Origin of the sequence: Plantactinospora sp. GCM10030261, assembly GCF_042666615.1 — a bacterium.
GTDB lineage: Bacteria > Actinomycetota > Actinomycetes > Mycobacteriales > Micromonosporaceae > KBS50.
The window spans coordinates 38,367-58,013 of record NZ_JBHTDD010000038.1; the positions used below are offsets into that span (position 1 = coordinate 38,367).

The window sequence follows — 19,647 nt, forward strand, 5'->3', positions numbered from 1 at the left end:
AAAATGATTTCCAGTTGCGATTGAGGAGAGGTTCGTGAGGCATCGCAGAATCGGCGGCGCGGCCGCCCTGGTGGCGGCCACGCTGGCACTCACCGCGTGCGCGTCCGACGCGGACGAGGGCACCGCACCGGCGGCCGGATCGTCCGCCGCGGCCTCGGTGAAGGAGCCGGTGACCGTCACCTACGACGGCGGCATCTACGTGCTCGACGGCGAGGCGCTGAAGGTGGCGCACAACATCACCCTGCCCGGCTTCAACCGGGTGAACCCGGCCGGCAACGACACCGGCGTGTTCGTCTCCACCGAGTCCGGGTTCCAGGTTCTCGACGCGGCTGCTGGCACGATGACCGATGTCAGCTACCCGGGCGCCAAGCCGGGTCACGTCGTGCGGCACGGCGACCGCACCATCCTGTTCACCGACGGCACCGGTGAGGTGCACAGCTTCGACCCGAAAAAGCTCACCGACGGCAAGCCCGAGGGACGCACCTACAAGACCGCGCAGCCACACCACGGCGTCGCGGTCGAGCTGGGTGACGGCACCCTGGTGGTGACCCTCGGCACCGAGGAGTCCCGCCCGGGCGCCATCGCCCTGGACAAGGACGGCAAGGAGATCGCCCGCAGCGAGGAGTGCCCCGGCGTCCACGGCGAGGCCGTCGCCCAGGGCGAGGTCGTGGGACTCGGCTGCACCGACGGCGTACTGCTGTTCAAGAACGGCGCTTTCGTAAAGGTCAAGAGCGCGGGCGCCTACGGCGCCGTCGCCACCCAGGCCGGCAGCGAGAAGTCCCCCGTCCTGCTCGGCGAATACAAGGTCGAACCCGATGCGGAACGCGAGTTCCCCGAGCAGTTCGCGCTCATCGACACCGCCACGAACTCGCTCAAGGTCGTGCCGATGCCCGAGGGCGCCAGCTACAGCTTCCGCTCCCTGGGCCGCGGCCCGAAGGGCGAGGGCCTGATCCTCGGCACCGACGGCAAGCTGCACGTCATCGACCCCGCCTCCGGCAAGCTGACCAACTCGTGGCCGGTGGTCGGCGCGTGGAAGGAACCGCTGAAGTGGCAGGAGCCGCGCCCGGCCCTGTTCGTCCGCGGTGACGACGCCTACATCACCGAACCCGCCACCAAGACGGTGCACCGGCTCGACCTCACCACCGGCACGGTCGCCGGGTCGGTGACGCTCGACGCGATCCCCAACGAGATCAGCGGCACGGTCTCGGAGCACTGACATTCCGGTCACCGGCGGTGGAGACGATCCTGGCCTCCACCGCCACCGGCAACCGCGGCTCAGCCGACGCCGGCCACGGCGGCGTACGGCACGTGCGGTCCGGCCGGCGCCTATATACGAGAGGGCAGCGTTGAACAACGACGAATACCACGAGTCAGGCGAGTTCCTCGACCTGTTCAGCCTCGATGCGTGGCAGTCGCTGCGCGAACCCGTGCGGGCCGGGCTGGCCGGCGCCACACCCCAGGCAGGCCCTATCGTGGACCTCGGAGCGGGCAGTGGGCTCGGCACCCTGCTCGTCGCCGAGGCGTTCCCGGCCGCACACATCCTGGCGGTCGAGCCGTCGGCCATGCAGCGGGCAGCCCTGTTCGGTCGGCTCGGCCCCGTGCCGGAGCTGCGGGAGCGAGTCACGGTAGTGGCCGCCGGGGCGCAGAACGCACCCCTGCCGGACCGCATCGGCGGTGCGATAGCGACCGGCACGCCGGCCTCGACCTGATCCTGGCCGGGCTCGACTCACAACGGGCCGTGGAACAGGGACGACGCCCGGGCGAGGGCGGTGAGCGACGGCGCCGGACCACCCCCAGCGTGAGCCCGCCGCACGAATGTCTCGATCAGGGATGCCGCGCCGGTACTGTCGGCTGCGGCACGCCCGCCGCGCGGCACGCGCCGAAGCCGCCGGCCCTAATCCTTGCGGTGGTCGACTCGGGTGGCGCGCAGCACGACGTCGTCGACGTGGTGGGTGCTGACCGCCCCCGGAGGGCGCGGGCGGGTCTCGTTGACCTCGACGCGCCAGTGGTCCGAGGCCGTGATCGCGGCGGCGATCTCGTCGATGCCGACGTATGCCTGCGGGTCGTACATGCGGGTCTGCTCGCCGGGGTCCGACGGCTGCTGGAGCCAGGTCAGGTCGTGGCCAACGACAAGCAGCGTCCCACCGACTGCCACGGCGTCGAGCACGTTACGCAGCCCGCGCTGCTCGGGGGTTCGCTGGAACGACCCGTACTGCAGAGAGACGAGGTCGTAGGTCTCGTCGGCGAAGGCGGCGGGGTCGTTGGCGTCGCGGTACAGCGTACGCACGTCGAGCCCGCGGCGTTCCGCTTCGGCCGCGATGCGGTCGAGTGCCGTGCGGGAGACGTCAGAGGCGGTCACCCGCCAGCCTCGTTCGGCCAACCAGAGCGCGTCGGCTCCCTCCCCCGCGCCGACGTCGAGCGCCCGCCCGGGCGGCAGGTCCGTCGTCTCCGCCACGAGTGTGCCGTTCGGGTTGGCACTCCACACGCGTTCCTGGTCCCCGTAGCGGCTGTCCCACTCGATCGCGACACCGCACGGACGGACACCCGCCGTGGTGTCCTCACCGGCGAGGCTGACAGCGATCTGGGCGCCGATCCAGCTGCCGTCCGCCGCGGCCCGCAGGACCTGGGCGCTCGGGTCGGTCAGGTTCCCGGCGGCGAAGATCCCCGCCATGCTGGTGCGTCCGGTGGCGTCGACCGCGACGAGGTCACCGAGTCCGCTGGGGTGCGCCGCCAGGTCGATGCCGAGCCCGGCGAGCATCTCGACCCGGGGACGGAACCGGCCCCCGGTGAAGATCGCGTCGGCCGGCAGGCGGCGGCCGTCGGCGACCTCGATGACGAGTGACCCGTCCGCGCCGGCGTCGGCCACCCGGCGCACCGTACTCTCGACCACCGGGACTCCGGAGGCGACGAGGGCCTGCACCGCGGCCGGGTCGATCCCCGTCGCGTCGTGCAGCACCACGGTCAACCGGTCGGTCAGGTGCCGCACCAGCGGGGTCGAGTGCAGCCCCATCGGGGTCGTGACGATCTGGACGACCCGCTGGTCGCGGACCTCCCAGCCATGGCAGAACGCGCAGTTGAACACCTGGCGGCCCCACCGCTCGGCGAGGCCCTCGATGTCGGGTAGCTCGTCGACGATGCCGGTCGCCGCCAGTACCCGGCGTGCGACGAGGCCGTGACCGCCCGAGAGGGCGAGGTGGAACCCGTCATCCTCTTTCCGCACGGCCAGGACACGGCCGGTGAGCACGTTGCCACCATAGCTACGGACCTCCTCTCGCCCGATGGCCCGCATCGCCTCCGGCGGTGTGCCCTCGCGGCCCAGGTAGCCGTGCATGTGCGCCGCCGACGCGTTCCGCGGCGTGTCGTCATCGACGACGATGACCGAGCGTCGCTGCCGGGCCAGTTGCAGCGCGGCCGCCAGCCCGGCCGCCGATCCGCCGATGACGGCGACGTCACACCTGCGGACGATGCTCGGGTGCGGTGTGTGGTCGTGCGTTCCGTGTGGATGGTGCGTCATGCTTCCAGGGTAGGAATGCCTAGCGTTATATGAAAGTGTTCTTGCGGGATCCGCAAGGCGCCTTCATACTGAGGAAGATGGAAGACCCCGGTGAGCTGGAACGCCTGGCGCGCACCCGACTGCGGAGCATCCGCACCACACTCGGTTACTCCCTGGACGAACTCGCCAGGCGCACCAACCTCAGCCCATCGACGATCAGCCGGATCGAGACGGGCAAACGGACACTCAGCCTCGATGTTCTCGTGCCCCTGGCCAGCGCGCTACAGGTCAGCCTCGACGTCCTCTTCGAAGCAACCAGCGACGAGGACGTGGTGATCCGTCCCGTGCAGCACCGTTCGGGTTCGCGCACCACCTGGCCGCTGAGCCGCGTCGATGGACGCACCATGGCGATGAAGATCCGGTTGGAACCCGGGTCGACGATGCCGGACCAGCGGGTCCATCCGGGGTTCGACTGGTTCCTCGTCATCGAGGGCAGGGTGCTGCTGTGGCTCGGTGAGCGGCAGATCGAGGTCGGAAAGGGCGAGGCAGCCGAGTTCTCGACGATGACACCACACTCGATGACGGCGCTCGACGAGCCGGCCGAGCTGATCATGATCTTCGACCGCGAGGGGCAGCGTGCCCATCTGCACCAGTGAGTGCAGTTGGGCTGCCCGGCTTCGAACACCCCCGCCACGGACCTGCTATCCGGCGATGACATCGAGGCGGAGTACGCCGATCGAGCCGATGGTCGAAGAGGCCATGTCGACGCGTACGAAGACCACCGCGACCTCGTCGAGCCGCCCGCAGGTCGGCCGCGAGCGCCGCCAGGTCGATGTCCTCGCCCGGGGCGGGGGGCCGCAGCACCGGGTCCGGCAGGACGACCGTCCCCGCGCTCTCGCCCCGCCCTCACGACCGTAGCTCGTTGATCTTGTCCCGGGCCACCGTGACCATGGTGGCCATCTTGTGCGGCTGACCGCGCAGAAACGCCTCGGTGAAGTGCTTGGCCTGATCGTACTTGACCTTGCCGGGCATCGGCGGCTCGTTCGGGTTCACGTCGCAGTCCACCAGTGCTGGGCCGGGTTGCGCGAGCGCCGCCCGCACGGCGTCGGCCACGTCGCCGGGCTGGGTCACCTTCACCCCGTACCCGCCGCAGCCGGTGGCCCAGGTGGCGAAGTTCGCCTCGGGCTGGCGGTGCCGCACGGCGTACTCGGGATAGCCGAGGATGATCTGCTCCCAGAGAATCTGGCCGTACGAGTTGTTGTTGTTGATGATCACCTTGATGGGCAGCTCGTGTCGGACGGCAGTGAGGAACTCCGCCATCAGCATCGCGAATCCACCGTCGCCGACGAACGCGATCACCTGCCGATCCGGGTACGCGTGTTGCATGGCGATGGCGTACGGCAGGCCGGGTGCCATGGTGGCCAGGTTGCCCGAGAGGTAGAACTCGCGGCCACCGCGGATGGTCCAGTGCCGCGCGGCCCAGGTGGCAATGGTCCCGGAGTCGCAGGTGAGGATGGCGTCGTCGGTGGCCGCCTGGTCGACGCAGCCCATGAGGTACTGCGGGGCGATCGGCTTCCGCTGGGGATCCTGAAGCGCCGCCATGTCCGAGCGCCAGGCGATCATGCCCCGCTGGTGCTTCTCCAGGAACGAACGGTCGGGACGTCGGGTGAGCTTGGCGACCAACGCGCGTAGTCCGAGCTTCGCGTCGGCGGTGACCGGCGCCGCGGCTGGCAGCCGCATCCCGATGAGGCTGGGGTCGACGTCGAGCTGCACCACCTTCGCCTGCCCGGGCGAGGGCAGGAACTTTCCGTACGGGAAAGAGGTGCCGACCATCAGCACGGTGTCACACTCCTCCATCAGCTCCTCGCTCGGCCTGGTGCCGAGCAGGCCGAGCCCGCCGGTGGTCAGTGGGTGGTCGTCGGGCACCACGTGCTTGCCCGGCAGGGTCTTGACGATCGGGCTGGCCAGCTTCTCGGCCACGGCGAGCACCTCGTCGCGGGCGTCCTGCGCGCCGGTTCCGACAAGCATGGCGATCTTCTTACCGGCGTCGAGGACCGCCACGGCCCGGTCGATCTCGTCCTCGGCGGGCGCCACCGGCGGTCGCGACACGGTCGGCATGCTGGCCGGCGGGGTGCCGGGGCTGACGTGCCGGTACGGGTCCTCGGCCGCGGCGGCGACCTGGACGTCGTTGGGGAAGGTCAGGTGCGCCACCGTCCGGTTGGACAACGCGTTCCGGATGGCCAGGTCCACCACGGCGGGCATCTGCTGGGGGTTGGTGACCATCAGGTTGTAGGCGGCAACGTCCTGGTAGAGGTGGGTGGTGTGCACCTCCTGCTGGTAGTGGGAGCCCAGCACCGACGTCTCCTGCATGCCGGTAATCGCCAGCACAGGCACGTGGTCGAGCTTCGCGTCGTACAGGCCGTTGAGCAGGTGGATGGCCCCGGGCCCGGAGGTGGCGACGCACACCCCGAGCTTGCCGGTGGCCTTGGCGTAGCCGGTGGCCATGAAGGCCGCCGCCTCCTCGTGGTGGACGAGCACGAAGCGCAGCCTCTCCCGCTGCCGGCGGAACCCCTCCATGAGCCCGTTGATGCCGTCCCCGGGCAGGCCGAAGATGGTATCCACCCCCCACTCCACCAGCCGGCGGGCAAGGCTCTCGCCCACGATCTCCTGCACGTCGCACCTCCTGTGGTTGATCGACATGGACGGGTGGTGGATCGCCGTCGGGTCAGCCGCACCGGCGCCCGAACAGATAGCCGGCGACGAGCGCGACGCCCACCCCCATGAGGACCGGCGACAGCGCCTTCGACCTGAACCGAGCCCAGCCCTCCTTCGGATCCGCGACGGAGGCCGCCGCGTCCCCGATCGTCCCGACCACCACGTCACCGAAGCGGTCCTTGGCCATGGCCATCCCTGCATCGGTTGGGCTGGCGTACACCGGGCTGCGGGCAGCTGGGCAACCTCGACGGCTCCGTCCCAGAACCGGTCCGTCCGCATACCCGTCCTGTCCGACGGATCACCTCACTGAGCCGGTCGATCGGCGCTGTCGGATTCCGGCGGTGCGAGGGACGTACCCGACCGCCGGGCCAGCGGAAGTCCTGCATACCAGCGCCGGAACGGCATGGCGGTAACGCCGTGGACCAGTGTGCTGGCCACGACGACCAGCGTCCCGGCGGTCCAGATCACCCGGTCAGTGGCGCCCTCGTCGTGGCTCAGCGCCAGGTAGAACAGCGCGGAGACGCCTATCGGGCCGAACCAGCCGAGGAACACGGTGTCACGCCGGGGCAGCCCGAGGGCCCGCCGCAGGGCGAGCAGCAGGGGCAGTCTGCGCAATAGCAGCACGGCGGCCGGGAAGGCGACGGCGTACCAGCCGAGCTGACCCCACTCTTCCCAGGGCAGTTCGACACCGAGCAGGAAGAACAGCGGCAGGACGAGGTACCGGGTGAGCGCGTCGTCGAGCTTCTGTTCCCTGGTCAGGTCATGCTCCCCGGCCGCGACGTTGTACGAGAGGCCGGTCACGAAGACGGCGAGGATGCCGTCCGTCCGTGCGACACCAGCGATGCCGAGCGCCGCGATGGCGAGCACCAGCGTGAACACGAGGTCGGATCCGCCGCTCACGTCGACCCGCTGGGTCGCCGCACGTATTCCGCGGCCCGCCGCCACACCGAGGGCCACGCCGATGACGACGGCGCCGCCGATTCCCCAGAACGCCTCGAATAGCCGTTCACCGACACCCTTCTCGGCCACGAGCACGAGGGCGAGCACCACCAACGGGTACGCCAGACCGTCGTTGGCCCCCGACTCGCCGCTGAGGACGGCCCGCAGCCGGGTCGGCAGTTGTTTCTCCGCTGGACCACCCGACACCACGCTGGAGGCGAGCACCGGGTCCGTGGGAGTCAGGCAGGCACCGAGCAGCAGGGCCAGCCCCACCGGAAGGCCGAGCAGCAGCCACGCCAGGCCCGAGGTGATCAGGGCCATGCCGAGCATGCCCGCGGTGAGCAGGACCGTCACCCGGAGTACGGCACGGTAGTCGGCCGGATCGAACCGCAGGGCCACGGCCATCAGGGACACCGCGAGCAGCGTCCGGCTCACCTGCAGGGTCAGGTCGGGCAGCGCCGGGTTGGCGAGGTCCATGAGGCCGGTCACCGGACCGGCGAGCACCCCAAGGACCAGGCCCAGCAGCGGAGCCGTCAGCGGCGTCCGACGCAACAGGCTCGACGACAGGCCGATCAGCACGCCGAGCCCGCCGACCAGCGCGTACCCGATCAGCAAGGACGACACCGAATGTCCCACTACCCGCAGATACAGGGAGTATTCCCACTCGTCGGTCGGCACCTCAGGTGTGGAACGACCCAGTGCGGGGCCGTGCTGGCGTGGGTCGCTGGCGCTCTGCCTCTGTCCGCCTGATCCAGCCCTGGGCGAGTTTCTGGCTGGTGCCTGCCCTCCTCGCGGTGGGCGCCGTCGCAGTCCACCCGCTGTCCCGGCGGTCCCTCCCGGCGGCCATGCCGGACGCACGGGCGTGCGCCGCGGTGAGCCTCGGCGTGAACGCACCCTCGGCCAAGACGTCGGGTTCGGGTTCCGGCAACTGACCGACATCGCCGAGCGGGCCCTGTCACCCGGGATCAACGACACCACCACCGCCGTGACGTGCTCGCCGACTGCGAACCGTGGCACTGCCGGAACACCTGCCCCGCATCGCGCGAAGGACCGCGGACCAGTAGGTATAAGACGCCCGTGACGGGGGAAGCGCCGGCACGAAACGTGCGCCGACACGCGCACCGGAAGGAGCGCCATGACCGCCTACAGCGAACCGGCCCGCGGAGCCGGCGCCTCGAACCGCGCCGGCACGGCTGCCAAGACCAGTGCCGCCGCTGCGCTCGCGCTCGTCTTCGGCGTGTCCGCGCTGTTCAGCGTGCTCACCGCGATCCTCGCCTGGATCGGTGTGGTGCTCGCCATCGTCGGTATCGTCCTGGGCATCGTGGGACTCAGGATGGCCAAACGACCGGGGGTGACCGGTCGAGGGGTGGCGACCGGCGGACTCGTGCTGAGTGTGATCGCCCTGCTGCTCGGACTGGCGCTCGGCGCCGGCATCACGACGTTCCTCAACAACGAGGACGCGGTGGACAGGCTCCAGCAGCAGGTCGATGACCTGCGCGATCGCCTGGGCCGCTAGACTAGGCGACCGTCACCCCAGGTCCACCGCCGCTGCCGTCGTCTGGCATCGGCCGTGCCGACGGTGACCCCGTAGGCGGGCCTGGGTTCGCGAGCGACCAGGGTGTCGAGATCCGTGGCGACCTCCTCCAGCCGATCACGCACGATCGCGGACTGCCGGAAGGCGCCGATCACCGCGGAGGCGAGCCGCACCGCCGGTAGTCCCTTGCCGCAGCCGCCGCCGACGATGACGCGCAGCTGGAGCTGACCGTCTCCCGTACCGTGCGATGGTGCTGCTCGCCCCGCGTGGCCCGCTGCGGTCGGTCGCCCTTGCCACCACCCTCGGCGTCCATCCGTCGACCGTGACCCGTACCTGCGACCGACTGGTCCGACGCGGCCCCCGGTGGCCCGGCGGCAGGGTGCCACCGACCGGCGAGTGGTCTGGCTGACCCTCAGCGAGGCAGGTCGGGACCTTGTCGGTGAGGTGGTGCCCGGACGGGCCGACAGGATCCGTGATCTCGTCCGCTCTGCCGACGCCGCCGGCACCGAGACCGGGACGGAACTGATCAGCACCCTGGTGGCGGCCGCTGGCGAGCCGACCGAGGCGGTGGCGGAACTGGGCGGAAAGCGCCCACCGAACAGCGCCTGAACGTTCCCCCGGCGGGGCCGACCGCCGTGACTATAGGGGCCCAGGCCGCAATCGCCCTGATCAGAGCGCGGTTCTGGCGGTTCGCGTCATGCGAATCGGGTTCGTGGTTGGAGGTCAGCTGCGGAGCACGTTCGCATAGATCAGCCAGGCCAGCGCCGACTTGGCCACGAGGCTCAACACGATGTAGGAAACCTCGCCGAATCGGTAGTCACGCCAGCGGCCGATTCGTGCATACTGCAGTGCCATGTTGACCGCGAACGTCGCGAACAGCACCAACTGCACGATGATGATCGCCCAGACGAACCCGGGGATCCGAGGCGGCTGGGCGACGTAGACGGCGATCGCCAACCAGGGTGCCAGCCCGACCAGCGAGCCGAACCAGAAGGCCGCCCAGTCAGCCCGATCCGGTGTCTGCTGACGCTCCATCAGCAGACCGAACAAGATCATCGCGGTGTTCGCGGCGAAGATCCCGACCACCGCCGCGATGTCGCGGATTCCCACGAACAGTCCGATCAAGACGATCATGATCGAGGCGCTCACCGAGTACTCGATCCAACGGACGTAGTTGACCCGACGATCCAGATTCCGCTCGTACCAGCGGTGCGCCCCGGGCGCGGCGGTGACGAAGTGGTCGAGCGCCGCGAGCAGCAGGAAGACCGCCACCGCCGGGCCAACCGCGATCCGGAAGGCCACCTCCGGCAGGGTGGCATCGCGGAGCGTCACCGGATCGGCCGTCAGGTACGACGCGGTGATCGGAAGTGAGAGGTCGCTACTGGCCGCCCACATCCATCCGCCCTCGACCGCAAGCAGCAGCCCGACGGCCAGGTTGAATCCGCGCAGTCGGCGGTAGCGGCCGTGGTCCCTCGATGCATGGCCTCCCATGGGCGCCACCCTAGACGCCGGAAATACCCAATATCACTCCTTTGACGGACTTATGGGCGGATCGTTTACCGGGTACCGGGCATACGTGGGGACAAGACTGATCTCAGCGGTTTCGGGGAACCGAGCCGTGGCTGGTCGACGCCGCGCGGTCGGTCCCTTGGCCGACCCGCCCGCTTCGTCATAGGCCAGCGTCATCGCGGCACCACCCACCACGAAGATGTCAGCGACGACGCCGCGGCGGACAAGTCGCTCGCCCAGACGGGTGAACGCGCGCTCCAGTTCCGCGCCCCATTAGGACGCCGTCCGACCCGATCACGCCGCCGCCGAATCCTGCACCGACACATACACACCGTGTTTCCGGAACGCCGCCGGCGCCCATGCCAGGGCATCGACACGGTGGATAGCCAGCTCGGCTGGAAACCAAGCCCGACGCAGCACCCGCGCCTCAACCCACGCCGGCGGAGCAAGATCCGCCTGCGCGAGCAGGTGCTCCGCGAGCGCCGCCAGCAGCGAATCCCAACGCACATCCCCGGTCGGCCCAGGCTCATCCTGCAGCAGACCGATCCTCGTCTCGCCCGGCTCCCACCGGTACTCCTCCATGAACTCCCACACCAGCTTCCAGCGAATCTGGTCGGCGTTCGCGGACATGAGATGGGTAGCCAAGGCTCGCCGCGTTTCGATCTTCAGGCGCTCACGCCGGTGGAGCGGAATGGTGTCGAGCACAGCGCAGACCGTCGCCGTCACCAAGTCCCATCGGCCCAGCTAAACGAGACCGAGTACGTTCCGGTGCCGATGCCCCGCTGTCGACCACACCGATCCCGGACTCCGTAAGGACCACCTGAAGCTCTTCCTCGATCCGGTGAAAAATCGAACCGCAGCTACCCTCGGTCGCATGCAGGATTCAGGCGAGCGTCCGATCTATCGCATCGAGCGCCTTGACGCAGGCGTGCTACGTCTGTACCGGGGCGACGTGCTGGTCGATGCCGACCGGGAGGACGATGGCGATTCCCGCGAGGACGTTGAACGGTGGGGTACCGCGGTCGCCTGGGCCGAGGACCGCACCTCAATCGAACGCTGGGACTCACCCAACGCTGGCGAAGACTGGGGCACGCTTATCGGCGTCCCGTACCGATATATGACCTGGCAGATCGGCGATGACGTCATCGGTGATTGACGCCAACCACCGCTGATGGACAGTATCCGTCCGGCAAAGAAGCTGTTCGACCATCTCCACCGCCGACTCCTACCGGTCGTCACCCGGCGGGGGCGCGCCTGCTCCGGCTGGCCCAGCCCGACACCCCAGAAGCCAACACCGTAATCTCCCGGGTCTGGCAGGCACCGATCCGCACCGCGCCAACCTACCCGGTAGCCGCGAGAGAGCCGGGTGCGCATCAGATCCTAATGTTGCCGGTCTGGCTCGAAGATCCGGTGGCACGGATCTGCCGCCGACAAGGCGTGGCTGCGCTGTGAGGCTGGCCCGTCCAGGAACCCGGTTCGGCAGGCGCTCTACGGCCCGGGTTGCCCGGGTGGGGTAGTGCCGGAAACCGCGTGCAGGAGTGCGTCGAGCACCTCGCGGGTGTGCGGTTCGTCGAGCACCTCGCCGATCCACGCCGCGGCACCGGCCCGATCCGGGTTACGCACATTCGGCTCCAGCCAGTCCGTGGCGGCGATCTCGGCGATGTGGCCCAGTTGCGCGATGAGCATCGAGAAATCGCCGCGGCGGGTGACCATCGCCGGGCCGCTGCCCGCCGCGTACGCCGACATCAGCGCGCGTGCCCGGCCTGGATCTGACCGGCCGAACTCGAACAACACACAGGCGAGTTCCTGACCCGGGTCGGCTGGTCCGCTGCTCTCCCAGTCGATCACGCACACCCCGCCCTGGGCCGTCCGCAGGATGTTGTCGGCCCACAGGTCCCGGTGACACGTCCGCAACGTCACCGGCTGCTCCAGCCACGACTCCAACGCGACCAGTTCGTCGCGCAGTGCCGCCAGCCGGCCGGCGAACGGCGCCCCGGCCTCGCGCAGCCGCTCGACGAGCCTGTCCCAGGCGGGGACGCCCACCGGTGCGGTGTACCACGGGTCCACTTGACCACCGGCAGGGATCATCACCCGGTGGATCGCGGCCACGGCGGTGCCCACCAGGACCGGGTCCACACCCGGATCGGGTGCTTCGAGATCGACCCACTCGTACACCCGCACCTGCCGGCCACCCACCCGGGCCAGGACACGCCCGTCGGTGGCGCGTCGCACCGCAGGTGCCGGTACGCCAGCGGCGCACGCCGCCTCCTGGAACTGGGCCGACGCCCGCACTCGGTCCTCGCCAGACTCGTGGAACGGCACCTTCACCGCCCACCGGCCGTCCACCGTCTCAAGCCGCCACACCTCGCCCTGCCGGCCCTGAGCGACCGGCCCGTCGGACAGCTCCCGGGCCCGGCCGAGCCCGAACCGGTCGGCCAACTCCGCAGCATCCACGACGCCCACTACAACACAACCGGCACGACCCAACGACGACGCATGCCTAAAAGACCGTATCCCGAGCGCGAAACGCCGAACTGCATGGCCAGATGCGCTGATCTGGATCGCCAACCGGCCGAGCGACCCCACCAAAGATCAACACGCTCACATGCCGCGCAGTGTGCGGTGCGACATTACCTACGCCTGCGGTCCAACCACGTCATCCGGACGGGGGGCGGATCGAATGTCAAGGTCAGCGAGCTGTGGTAGGCGGCGGGGCCGCGCTGGGTTCGCGGCTGATCGGCCGGCTCGACGTCGCCCGTCCAGACCTTGACGGCTCGATAGGCGAAACCATCCTGGCTCGCCACCTCGGCGCGGAACGAAACGTGCTGCCCACGGACCAACTCGCGGTATCCATCCATCGCGATAGCAGAGAAGTGGACCCAGCACCCGCCCGGCACATCCGGGCCGTCGATGACACCCCAACCTTCGTCGGCGTCGAAGGTACGTACTGAACCAACGCTCATGATCGGCCCAGTCTGCCCGACACCCTTTGACGTGGCCTGTCAAGTCCCTCGTCCGCATCTGGCCGCAAGTCGTGCGTTACAGCGACACGACAACGTGCTGAGGCCGGCGGTCGCTGGCACACGCCCTAGAGCATCCTAGGACGTCGACTCCACGCTCAGGCAGGGGCCGAGTCCAACGAACCACTACATCGTCGTCCATCCATATTTAGGGCTGCCTGTAAGCCTCGGTGTGGGAGGTCCTGATGCAGGACGCGACGGAGCTTGACGGCCCTGACTGCTTGGCTGGTGGATGCGGCAGCCGACCCGGCGGGGCCGCCCCGGGATGCGGTACCAGGCAACATCAAGGCCGCTGGGTATCCGGTTCGCGTTCTACGGCCGGATGTCGACGCGGGAGTTCCAGGACCGGTTGTCGTCGGCGCGGTGGCAACGCGACTTCGCCGAGGACGTGATCGACGGCCGGGGCCTAATCGTCGCCGAGTTCTTCGACGTCGGCGAGTCCCGTCAGGTGCCCTGGACGCGTCGCCCGCAAGCCGCACGACTACTGGCAGCTCTCGCGGACCCTGGCCGGGAGTTCGACGCGGTGGTCGTTGGCGAGTTCGAGCGAGCGTTCTACGGCAACCAGTTCCGCGACCTCGCGCCGCTGTTCAACCTGTACGGCGTGCAGCTGTGGCTGCCCGAACTCAACGGACCGGTCGATGCCAGCAACGAGTTCCACTTGTCGCTGCTGGCCCTGCTCGGCGTGCACTCGAAACGAGAGGTCCACGCTCCCGGTTTCGGGCCATGGCGGCGATGCGCGCCCAGGTGGTCGAGCAAGGCCGTCATCTCGGTGGCCGACCGCCCTACGGCTACCGGCTGGCCGACGCGGGCCCGCACCCGAACCGGGCACACGCCAAATGGGGACGCATGGCCCACCGGCTGGAACCTGACCCGTCCACTGCACCGCATGTGCAGTGGATGTTCGCCCAGCGCCTCGCCGGCCGCAGTGTCGCCGGAATCGCCCGCGACCTCAACGATCGGCGGGTGCCATGCCCGTCCCGCGTCGATCCCGGCCGCAACCCGCACCGCAACGGCGCCGGATGGACGCTACGCACGGTGGCGGCGATCCTGGCCAACCCTCGCTACACCGGCCGGCAGGTCTGGAGTCGGCAGCACACCGACCGCGGCTCACTCGACGCCGCCGATGATCTCCTCGGCCAGTCGGAGGTACGCCGCCGAACCGGAACCGGATTCGCGGTGCAGTGGCGGCCTCAGCCATGCAAGCCACGCTTGCCTTGCTCGGGACAACGCCCACCCCGCCCTCGCAGGCGTTGCCGCCTCGCCTCCACCTGCTCGCTGCGGCCGCCTTCCAGCTGCTGCCGGCGCTCCAGAGCCGCCTCGACGTGGACACCCAACGGTATGTCCGGCCACTTACGCCGCCGTCGCCGGCGCTTGACGTACAGCGTCTGCTCGACCACATCCGCGACACGCTCGTCCACCGGACCAGCCGCTCCGTCGAGCACCTGCCGGTCGTGGTGGCTGTTGGACCGGTTCGGGTAGCGCTTGTTACGGCGGATGCTCTTGCGGGAACTCTTGTCGTTCTCGCCGTAGTTGTTCCGCCGGTCGTGCTCGTAGCTGAGCTGCTTCTTCTCCTGCGGGGTCCGGCGGACCCTGCGACGCTCACCCTCGATCGTTACCACCCGCCGATTCCACCGCAGTTCCCGGAAAGCGTTCCACGAACGTGCGATACACGGGTGTGCCCGGCAGGCCGTCCCGGATGGCGAACACCACGTGGTCGAACCGGTCGACCACCCGCAGCGCCTCGGCGAACGCGCCCGCCACCGTAGCGGGATCGTTGCGGAACACCCCGCACCCCCACGCGCCCAACACGATCGTTCGACGCCCGTGCGCAGCGGCGACCTCCAGCACCCGCCGGGCCCGCCGGGCCAGCACCGCCGGCACATCCGAAGCGTGCTCGGGCTGGTTGCGGAGGATCGCGCCAAGGTTCGGCGCCGCAGCTGTCAGAAAAGACGTCGTATACGGCTGGTCGAGCAGGTTGCCCTTGTCGTCCCGGAACACCGGCACGTCCGGGGAGTAGATGACCCGGTCGCTGTACCGCAGATCCCGCTGCCCGCGGTGGAATGCATAGAACTCTGGCGCAGCAAGCAGACATGGGTAAAGCGCTGATGAGCGAGCGATGCTCTCCTCCTGCGCTTTCGCCCCGCCCAGGAATCCGCCGCCTGGATTCTTCGCCGACGCGAACACCAGACACGCCGCATCAGGCCCAAGCCGGTGGGCCGCCTGTAACGTCGACTCGTACGTCACCTCCACCTTGCCGGCGCCGGGCTCCACGTTTCCCACCGGGAGCACCTCGTCCGGCAGGTAATGGCGAGTGCCGGCGACCGCGGCACGTACGGCCCCGCCGATGACGACGTCATCACCGGCGCCATCGCGATAGCGTCCCGACTCGGCGATCGCGACCGTCTGCCGAGCGATCTCACGAAGACGGCCACTCACCGGGCGCACCCGTACGCGCCAGGACCAATGCTCTGCACGATGAGCAAGCTAGGCAATCCCGCCCCGACCGGCAACTGGTTAGTGATTCCCGCTGGCGTCACCGTACCGCTGGAGGCGAGGCCGGTACGGGTGGCCCTGGTCGATCTCGGATCGCCGGAGACGGCGGCAGCGGGCCGGATCGTGTCAGTTACAAGTCACGCCAGTCGTCGAACCACTGGCCGGCCAGTTGAACCGGCGTCCTGCCGCCCAGGCGACGAGGCGACGCGTCTTCCAGTGCAGCCGACCACCATCGTCGGCTTCGTCGTCTGGCCAGTCCACGACCGGCGGCTGAGGTAGGCCGAGCCGTGGTGCGAGCACCTCGTTCGCCTCCGCCATCCAGGTCGTGGCCCAGACGAGATCACACGGCAATGCGGCAAGCCGACGACCGTGCTCGGCGTCGAGACCTGCCAGCAGAGGATTGCCGCCATCGCGCATTGGACCCGCGGTGCCACCGAAGGGCAGAAGCGTCCCGTCCACGTCGAGAAACAGCAGCGGGCGATCAGCCACCGGCAGAGCCGATCCCGTGCTCGACCAGGCGGCGTACGCCCGCCCCACCGAAGTCCACATCCGGCCAGAGCTGGTGCGCGGCCCAGTCCAGCCACTCGCGCGGCGGCTCATCGGCCTGGAAGTAGGCAATCCTCTCAGTCTCGTCCATGGGAGCGGACTCCCACCAATGCCACCACACCATCAGATGCCACTCGCCGTCACCCATGCGCCAGCCGATGCTGTACCGCTCGATCTGCGGGTACGCCCGCCACGGCGGCAGGACCCGCTCATGGGCGGCAAGCTGTTCCCGTACGGCGGCGTCGAGAAGCTCACGGGTCCGGTCGTCCACTGTTCATCGCTCCTCTTCAGCTCAGCTCTATGACGGGCCGGGTCAGGATCTGGTCGGCGTACCCATCGTCAGAGGCCAGCCACTGGCCGAACTCCTTGTCGCGATAGGCGGTCGCGAGGGTGAGCCAGCTCAGGAAGAATCCGCTGCCGCCACACGTGGCGCTGCCGCCATCGCCGCCGCACACGATGGTTCGCTCGGTGGTCGCCTCATGCTTGTAGGGATCCTGCCCGATCGCCAAACCCCACAGGTTCTTCTGCCGGTGCGGGCCGGTCTCGTAGTCGGACGGGTAACCGTCGGTGGGGCAGTCATCGCCCCAGCGGAACAGGGTTGCCGCACCGGCGCCACACGCCCACTCCCACTCATCCGCAGTGGTCGTCCGCAAGCCGATGCTCGCGAGCTCGGCCATCGCCTCGTCGTGGGAAACCTGCCGGGTCGCTCGGGCCCGCACCACCTGCCCGGTCCGGTCGAACTCCACCGTCAGCCCACCAGCAGATTGGAACGTGCTCACCCCGACGAACGGATCCCCGGCCGACGCGACAAGTTTGAGTACCCGAGGGTGGTCCACCGCCAGTTGCATCTCACACGGGTCGAACGCTTCCACCGCGACCAGCATCGCCGGCATCTCGGCGCCGCGTACCGGCGAGGTCATCGCATCGACAAACTCTGCCAGCGGAGGAAGACCGTACTCACTGGCGCTCTCGGCGTAACTGGCGACCTGCTCCGGAACGGGCTGGAACCGGGCCGCGTCGAAGCCGAGCGTTGGCCGGCCACCGGGTACAAGAGCGAACCGCATCCCGTCACGGTCGAACAGCGCCACCCGGTGCGACCGCCCCGCGTACCCCCTGTCTTCCAGGCCCACCACGGTCAGTTCGTGTCGGTCGGCGATGTCCTGGACCATCCGGCGCGCGGCGCCGTCAGACAGTCCGTCCCACTGCTCGAAGCTGAGGTCGGCATACGTCACCGCGCAAGGATAGAACCAGTGACACCAATCCCGTGGTGAAGCCTCCGGGATGCGGAAGGCCCGCCCTGTCGCACGCGGCGGCTACGACCGGCCACGAGGACGGCTCGGGGCAGTACCCGGTCGACTGGTTGCTCACATCGGTGACCGTCCAGCCCGTGTCCTGCCGGGCGAAGGTGATCTCCCCGGCGCTGAGTACGGGTCGGCCGCCCGAGCAGGCAACGTGCTCGCTGCGCCTTGGCGCGATTCGCAACCCGCCAGCGACATCGACGACGAACGTGTGCGGCTCGGCGCGCTCGGCCGGGCTCAGTGTCGCCAGCCACTCGGCCAGATCGCCGGACGAATCGACCCGGCAGCCACCGTTCTCGCGCGACGCGGCGGCAAGCACATCGGCTGGACCGACGTAACGGTACGGGCGCTGGTGACCCATCGCGAACTGTGCCACAGCCACGAAGTCTCACCTCCTCGGACGGGGCCGTACCAGCCGTTTCTACAGGTCGCCGGGTGCGCCCGTGGCGGCGAACACCTCGACCGTGTCACGTAGCCGGTCGAGAAATTCGGTCAGATTCGTTGCCACCACGTCGAATCGCGGGTCATCGCTGCGGTAGACACCGGCAACGGTCTCGCCGGCAGGAAGCCGGTACACCGGGGAGTCGGTCACCGCCTCCACCGCGAACAGGGTGCCGCCGCCATCACTGGCGAACACCACCACATCAGCGGTGAAGCGGCCCCGGATAGACGTCACCTCCCTGTTTACAACCAGGCCGGGCTCGTGGATGAAGTAGCCGTTGCCGACGTCCGGCAGGCTCACCTCACGCACCTGCCGGTACCACACGACCAGCTCACCGGGCGGGCGCATGCCCACCAGGGAGGCAAGCTCCTCCTCCCCCGCTGGGCCGCCGATCGTGTGCCGGCCCGGCGGGTACCCAAACCGGACTTCGAAGCCCGGCAGCAGCCGGTCCAGGCAGGCGGTGACGTCCTCGCGCCAGCGCCGGATGTACGCCACGTCCATTGGGCTATCAAATCCGTCCATGATCGGCCGACGCCTTGGCGCCTTCTGCACTGTCTCTGCCGGCCTCGATCATCCGATTGCCCAGGAGGCCAAGTGCACGCCGCAGTGCAGGCACCGGAACAAGTACGCCGTCGGCTCACCGGTCCGGTCCATCCGCCGCAGCATCTGGTCGGCCTGATCTGCCGGCCACCCGAGCCGGTGCAGATCGTCCCGGATCATCTCCATCGCGTCAGGGTGGGTGCGCAGCTCCTCGTATCCGGCGGGGCCGAGGAACGTGGCGCCGTCGCCGCAGTGGTACAGCCAGCTCGGTTGCTGCCAGGAGTTGAACCCTGGCGTGCGTTGCGTGACCTCCTCGACTACGGCGAACGGAACGTCTGGTGGCACGTCGGTCGCGTCGGTGAACATGCACGGGAAGTCGGCGGCGCCCGTCAACGTCCGCGCCGCCTCACCCGAGGCAATGCAGTGCAGGCACAGAACGTCGACCTGGCGGCCGTAGATCGGACCGGCGTACCGCCAGCCGCGAGCAACCCCGCACAGCACGCACGCCTCGACCGTGGGAACGGCCGACCCGGTCGCGACCGGATCGGGGTGGTAACGGAACCTCGGCTGTGTCACTCGACCACTCCTGTCAGACCCGGGCCATGAGATGACCGCTGGGCGAGTAGTCGATTTTCCAATCGGCGTAGACCCCGAGGGCGCCGTCCGCGGTGCAGCGCAACGCCACCGACACCCACCGCACCTCACCGTCTTCGCGCAGCGCGAACCCCACCGCAACGTCGAACCGCTCACCGCCGCAGGGGCAGGCGGCGTCACCGGGATCGGCGTCCTCGGCGACGTCGAGGGCATCGAGCAGGACGCGCCGGTCGCCGCATCCATGGCAGGTGCGTTCGGCGTAGCCAGCGTCATCGTCGACCCGCACCCCGAACTCCGACCTGCCGCACCGTGCACACGCCGCGTGGACGACCCGGGCCACCGGATAGCCGCCCGCCCGGAACTCGCGTAGGTACGCGTCGAGCTCGGCCGCTGCCGTCTCCAGCCGCCGCTGCCCCGACCTGCCGATCGCCATCCGGGCACGATAGCCGCCTTCGTGTTCGCTGGGGTCCTGTCGGTGGCCGGTGCGAGAATGCCACGCATCCGATCTTGGGAGGCTTCGTGGG

At 69.3% G+C, this 19,647-nt stretch carries 23 protein-coding genes and 3 pseudogenes; 8 read left to right on the forward strand and 18 right to left on the reverse strand.

What is annotated here, in order from left to right:
- Nucleotides 1-34 precede the first annotated feature (34 nt).
- Nucleotides 35-1,216 carry a zinc metallochaperone AztD gene (gene aztD, locus ACFQUZ_RS29560; protein WP_377448092.1) on the forward strand — a complete coding sequence of 394 codons (1,182 nt, stop codon included), beginning with the start codon at nt 35-37 and terminating at the stop codon, nt 1,214-1,216.
- Nucleotides 1,217-1,346: 130 nt separating this feature from the next.
- Nucleotides 1,347-1,709 (forward strand): hypothetical protein, encoded by a 363-nt coding sequence (locus tag ACFQUZ_RS29565; RefSeq protein WP_377448094.1) that lies wholly within the window; start codon nt 1,347-1,349, stop codon nt 1,707-1,709.
- A gap of 185 nt (nt 1,710-1,894) precedes the next feature.
- Here the strand turns inward: ACFQUZ_RS29565 and ACFQUZ_RS29570 are convergent, their stop codons facing one another.
- Complete coding sequence (locus ACFQUZ_RS29570) at nt 1,895-3,514, reverse strand: FAD-dependent oxidoreductase (RefSeq protein ID WP_377448096.1); 1,620 nt, start codon at nt 3,512-3,514, stop codon at nt 1,895-1,897.
- A 77-nt stretch (nt 3,515-3,591) separates the two neighbouring features.
- Here ACFQUZ_RS29570 and ACFQUZ_RS29575 point away from each other — a divergent pair, with 77 nt between their 5' ends.
- Nucleotides 3,592-4,149: a helix-turn-helix domain-containing protein gene (locus tag ACFQUZ_RS29575; RefSeq protein WP_377448098.1), complete on the forward strand. Its 558-nt coding sequence runs from the start codon at nt 3,592-3,594 to the stop codon at nt 4,147-4,149.
- 250 nt (nt 4,150-4,399) lie between these two features.
- On the opposite strand, the gene ACFQUZ_RS29580 is transcribed toward ACFQUZ_RS29575, so the two are convergent.
- From ACFQUZ_RS29580 to ACFQUZ_RS29590, 3 genes are all read right to left on the reverse strand, one after another.
- Nucleotides 4,400-6,166 carry a thiamine pyrophosphate-dependent enzyme gene (locus tag ACFQUZ_RS29580; RefSeq protein ID WP_377448100.1) on the reverse strand — a complete coding sequence of 589 codons (1,767 nt, stop codon included), beginning with the start codon at nt 6,164-6,166 and terminating at the stop codon, nt 4,400-4,402.
- Between the two features lie 52 nt (nt 6,167-6,218).
- Complete coding sequence (locus ACFQUZ_RS29585; RefSeq protein ID WP_377448102.1) at nt 6,219-6,395, reverse strand: hypothetical protein; 177 nt, start codon at nt 6,393-6,395, stop codon at nt 6,219-6,221.
- A gap of 116 nt (nt 6,396-6,511) precedes the next feature.
- Nucleotides 6,512-7,771: a cation:proton antiporter gene (locus ACFQUZ_RS29590; protein WP_377448104.1), complete on the reverse strand. Its 1,260-nt coding sequence runs from the start codon at nt 7,769-7,771 to the stop codon at nt 6,512-6,514.
- Between the two features lie 238 nt (nt 7,772-8,009).
- Between ACFQUZ_RS29590 and ACFQUZ_RS29595 the strand changes: the two genes are divergently transcribed.
- Together ACFQUZ_RS29595 and ACFQUZ_RS29600 are read left to right on the forward strand one after the other, a co-directional pair.
- Nucleotides 8,010-8,228: a DUF2254 family protein gene (locus ACFQUZ_RS29595; RefSeq protein ID WP_377448106.1), complete on the forward strand. Its 219-nt coding sequence runs from the start codon at nt 8,010-8,012 to the stop codon at nt 8,226-8,228.
- Nucleotides 8,229-8,282: 54 nt separating this feature from the next.
- Entirely contained in the window at nt 8,283-8,663 is a 381-nt protein-coding gene (locus ACFQUZ_RS29600; RefSeq protein WP_377448108.1) for a DUF4190 domain-containing protein, read from the forward strand.
- Here the strand turns inward: ACFQUZ_RS29600 and ACFQUZ_RS29605 are convergent.
- Nucleotides 8,660-8,854: a hypothetical protein gene (locus ACFQUZ_RS29605; RefSeq protein WP_377448109.1), complete on the reverse strand. Its 195-nt coding sequence runs from the start codon at nt 8,852-8,854 to the stop codon at nt 8,660-8,662. The two genes, ACFQUZ_RS29600 and ACFQUZ_RS29605, sit on opposite strands and share 4 nt — an antisense overlap.
- A 65-nt stretch (nt 8,855-8,919) precedes the next feature.
- On the opposite strand from ACFQUZ_RS29605, the pseudogene ACFQUZ_RS29610 reads away from it, so the two are divergent.
- Nucleotides 8,920-9,290: pseudogene (locus tag ACFQUZ_RS29610) on the forward strand (MarR family winged helix-turn-helix transcriptional regulator); the annotation flags it as partial.
- A gap of 114 nt (nt 9,291-9,404) precedes the next feature.
- On the opposite strand, the gene heR reads toward ACFQUZ_RS29610, so the two are convergent.
- Entirely contained in the window at nt 9,405-10,172 is a 768-nt protein-coding gene (gene heR / locus ACFQUZ_RS29615) for a heliorhodopsin HeR (RefSeq protein WP_377448111.1), read from the reverse strand.
- Between the two features lie 312 nt (nt 10,173-10,484).
- Entirely contained in the window at nt 10,485-10,895 is a 411-nt protein-coding gene (locus ACFQUZ_RS29620) for a hypothetical protein (RefSeq protein ID WP_377448113.1), read from the reverse strand.
- Nucleotides 10,896-11,064: 169 nt separating this feature from the next.
- On the opposite strand from ACFQUZ_RS29620, the gene ACFQUZ_RS29625 reads away from it, so the two are divergent.
- Nucleotides 11,065-11,346: a hypothetical protein gene (locus tag ACFQUZ_RS29625; protein ID WP_377448114.1), complete on the forward strand. Its 282-nt coding sequence runs from the start codon at nt 11,065-11,067 to the stop codon at nt 11,344-11,346.
- A gap of 332 nt (nt 11,347-11,678) precedes the next feature.
- On the opposite strand, the gene ACFQUZ_RS29630 is transcribed toward ACFQUZ_RS29625, so the two are convergent.
- The 3 genes from ACFQUZ_RS29630 to ACFQUZ_RS29640 form a co-directional block, all read right to left on the reverse strand.
- The gene (locus ACFQUZ_RS29630; protein ID WP_377448116.1) at nt 11,679-12,644 is read right to left on the reverse strand and encodes a phosphotransferase enzyme family protein; all 966 of its coding nucleotides are present in this window, start codon (nt 12,642-12,644) and stop codon (nt 11,679-11,681) included.
- 176 nt (nt 12,645-12,820) lie between these two features.
- Nucleotides 12,821-13,153, reverse strand: coding sequence for a cold-shock protein (locus ACFQUZ_RS29635; RefSeq protein ID WP_377448118.1), 333 nt, complete (start codon nt 13,151-13,153; stop codon nt 12,821-12,823).
- A 538-nt stretch (nt 13,154-13,691) separates the two neighbouring features.
- The gene (locus tag ACFQUZ_RS29640) at nt 13,692-13,868 is read right to left on the reverse strand and encodes a hypothetical protein (RefSeq protein WP_377448119.1); all 177 of its coding nucleotides are present in this window, start codon (nt 13,866-13,868) and stop codon (nt 13,692-13,694) included.
- A gap of 239 nt (nt 13,869-14,107) precedes the next feature.
- Here ACFQUZ_RS29640 and ACFQUZ_RS29645 point away from each other — a divergent pair.
- Nucleotides 14,108-14,245: pseudogene (locus ACFQUZ_RS29645) on the forward strand (recombinase); the annotation flags it as partial.
- 155 nt (nt 14,246-14,400) lie between these two features.
- Here ACFQUZ_RS29645 and ACFQUZ_RS29650 read toward each other — a convergent pair.
- The 8 genes and pseudogenes from ACFQUZ_RS29650 to ACFQUZ_RS29685 all read right to left on the reverse strand — a co-directional run bounded on the left by ACFQUZ_RS29650 (nt 14,401) and on the right by ACFQUZ_RS29685 (nt 19,556).
- Complete coding sequence (locus ACFQUZ_RS29650; RefSeq protein ID WP_377448138.1) at nt 14,401-14,829, reverse strand: hypothetical protein; 429 nt, start codon at nt 14,827-14,829, stop codon at nt 14,401-14,403.
- Nucleotides 14,810-15,646 carry a TIGR02452 family protein gene (locus tag ACFQUZ_RS29655; RefSeq protein ID WP_377448121.1) on the reverse strand — a complete coding sequence of 279 codons (837 nt, stop codon included), beginning with the start codon at nt 15,644-15,646 and terminating at the stop codon, nt 14,810-14,812. The genes ACFQUZ_RS29650 and ACFQUZ_RS29655 overlap by 20 nt, the downstream gene beginning before the upstream one ends.
- 222 nt (nt 15,647-15,868) lie before the next feature.
- Nucleotides 15,869-16,192 (reverse strand): annotated as a pseudogene (locus tag ACFQUZ_RS29660) (HAD domain-containing protein); the annotation flags it as partial.
- Nucleotides 16,185-16,520 carry a hypothetical protein gene (locus tag ACFQUZ_RS29665; protein WP_377448123.1) on the reverse strand — a complete coding sequence of 112 codons (336 nt, stop codon included), beginning with the start codon at nt 16,518-16,520 and terminating at the stop codon, nt 16,185-16,187. The pseudogene ACFQUZ_RS29660 and the gene ACFQUZ_RS29665, both read right to left, overlap by 8 nt.
- A 16-nt stretch (nt 16,521-16,536) precedes the next feature.
- Nucleotides 16,537-17,481 carry a hypothetical protein gene (locus tag ACFQUZ_RS29670; RefSeq protein WP_377448124.1) on the reverse strand — a complete coding sequence of 315 codons (945 nt, stop codon included), beginning with the start codon at nt 17,479-17,481 and terminating at the stop codon, nt 16,537-16,539.
- 487 nt (nt 17,482-17,968) lie between these two features.
- A complete protein-coding gene (locus ACFQUZ_RS29675; RefSeq protein WP_377448126.1) occupies nt 17,969-18,511 on the reverse strand; it encodes a hypothetical protein in 543 nt (180 codons plus the stop codon).
- Between the two features lie 48 nt (nt 18,512-18,559).
- Nucleotides 18,560-19,105 carry a CbrC family protein gene (locus ACFQUZ_RS29680; protein WP_377448128.1) on the reverse strand — a complete coding sequence of 182 codons (546 nt, stop codon included), beginning with the start codon at nt 19,103-19,105 and terminating at the stop codon, nt 18,560-18,562.
- A 13-nt stretch (nt 19,106-19,118) separates the two neighbouring features.
- Entirely contained in the window at nt 19,119-19,556 is a 438-nt protein-coding gene (locus ACFQUZ_RS29685) for a hypothetical protein (protein WP_377448130.1), read from the reverse strand.
- Nucleotides 19,557-19,647: the final 91 nt, after the last annotated feature.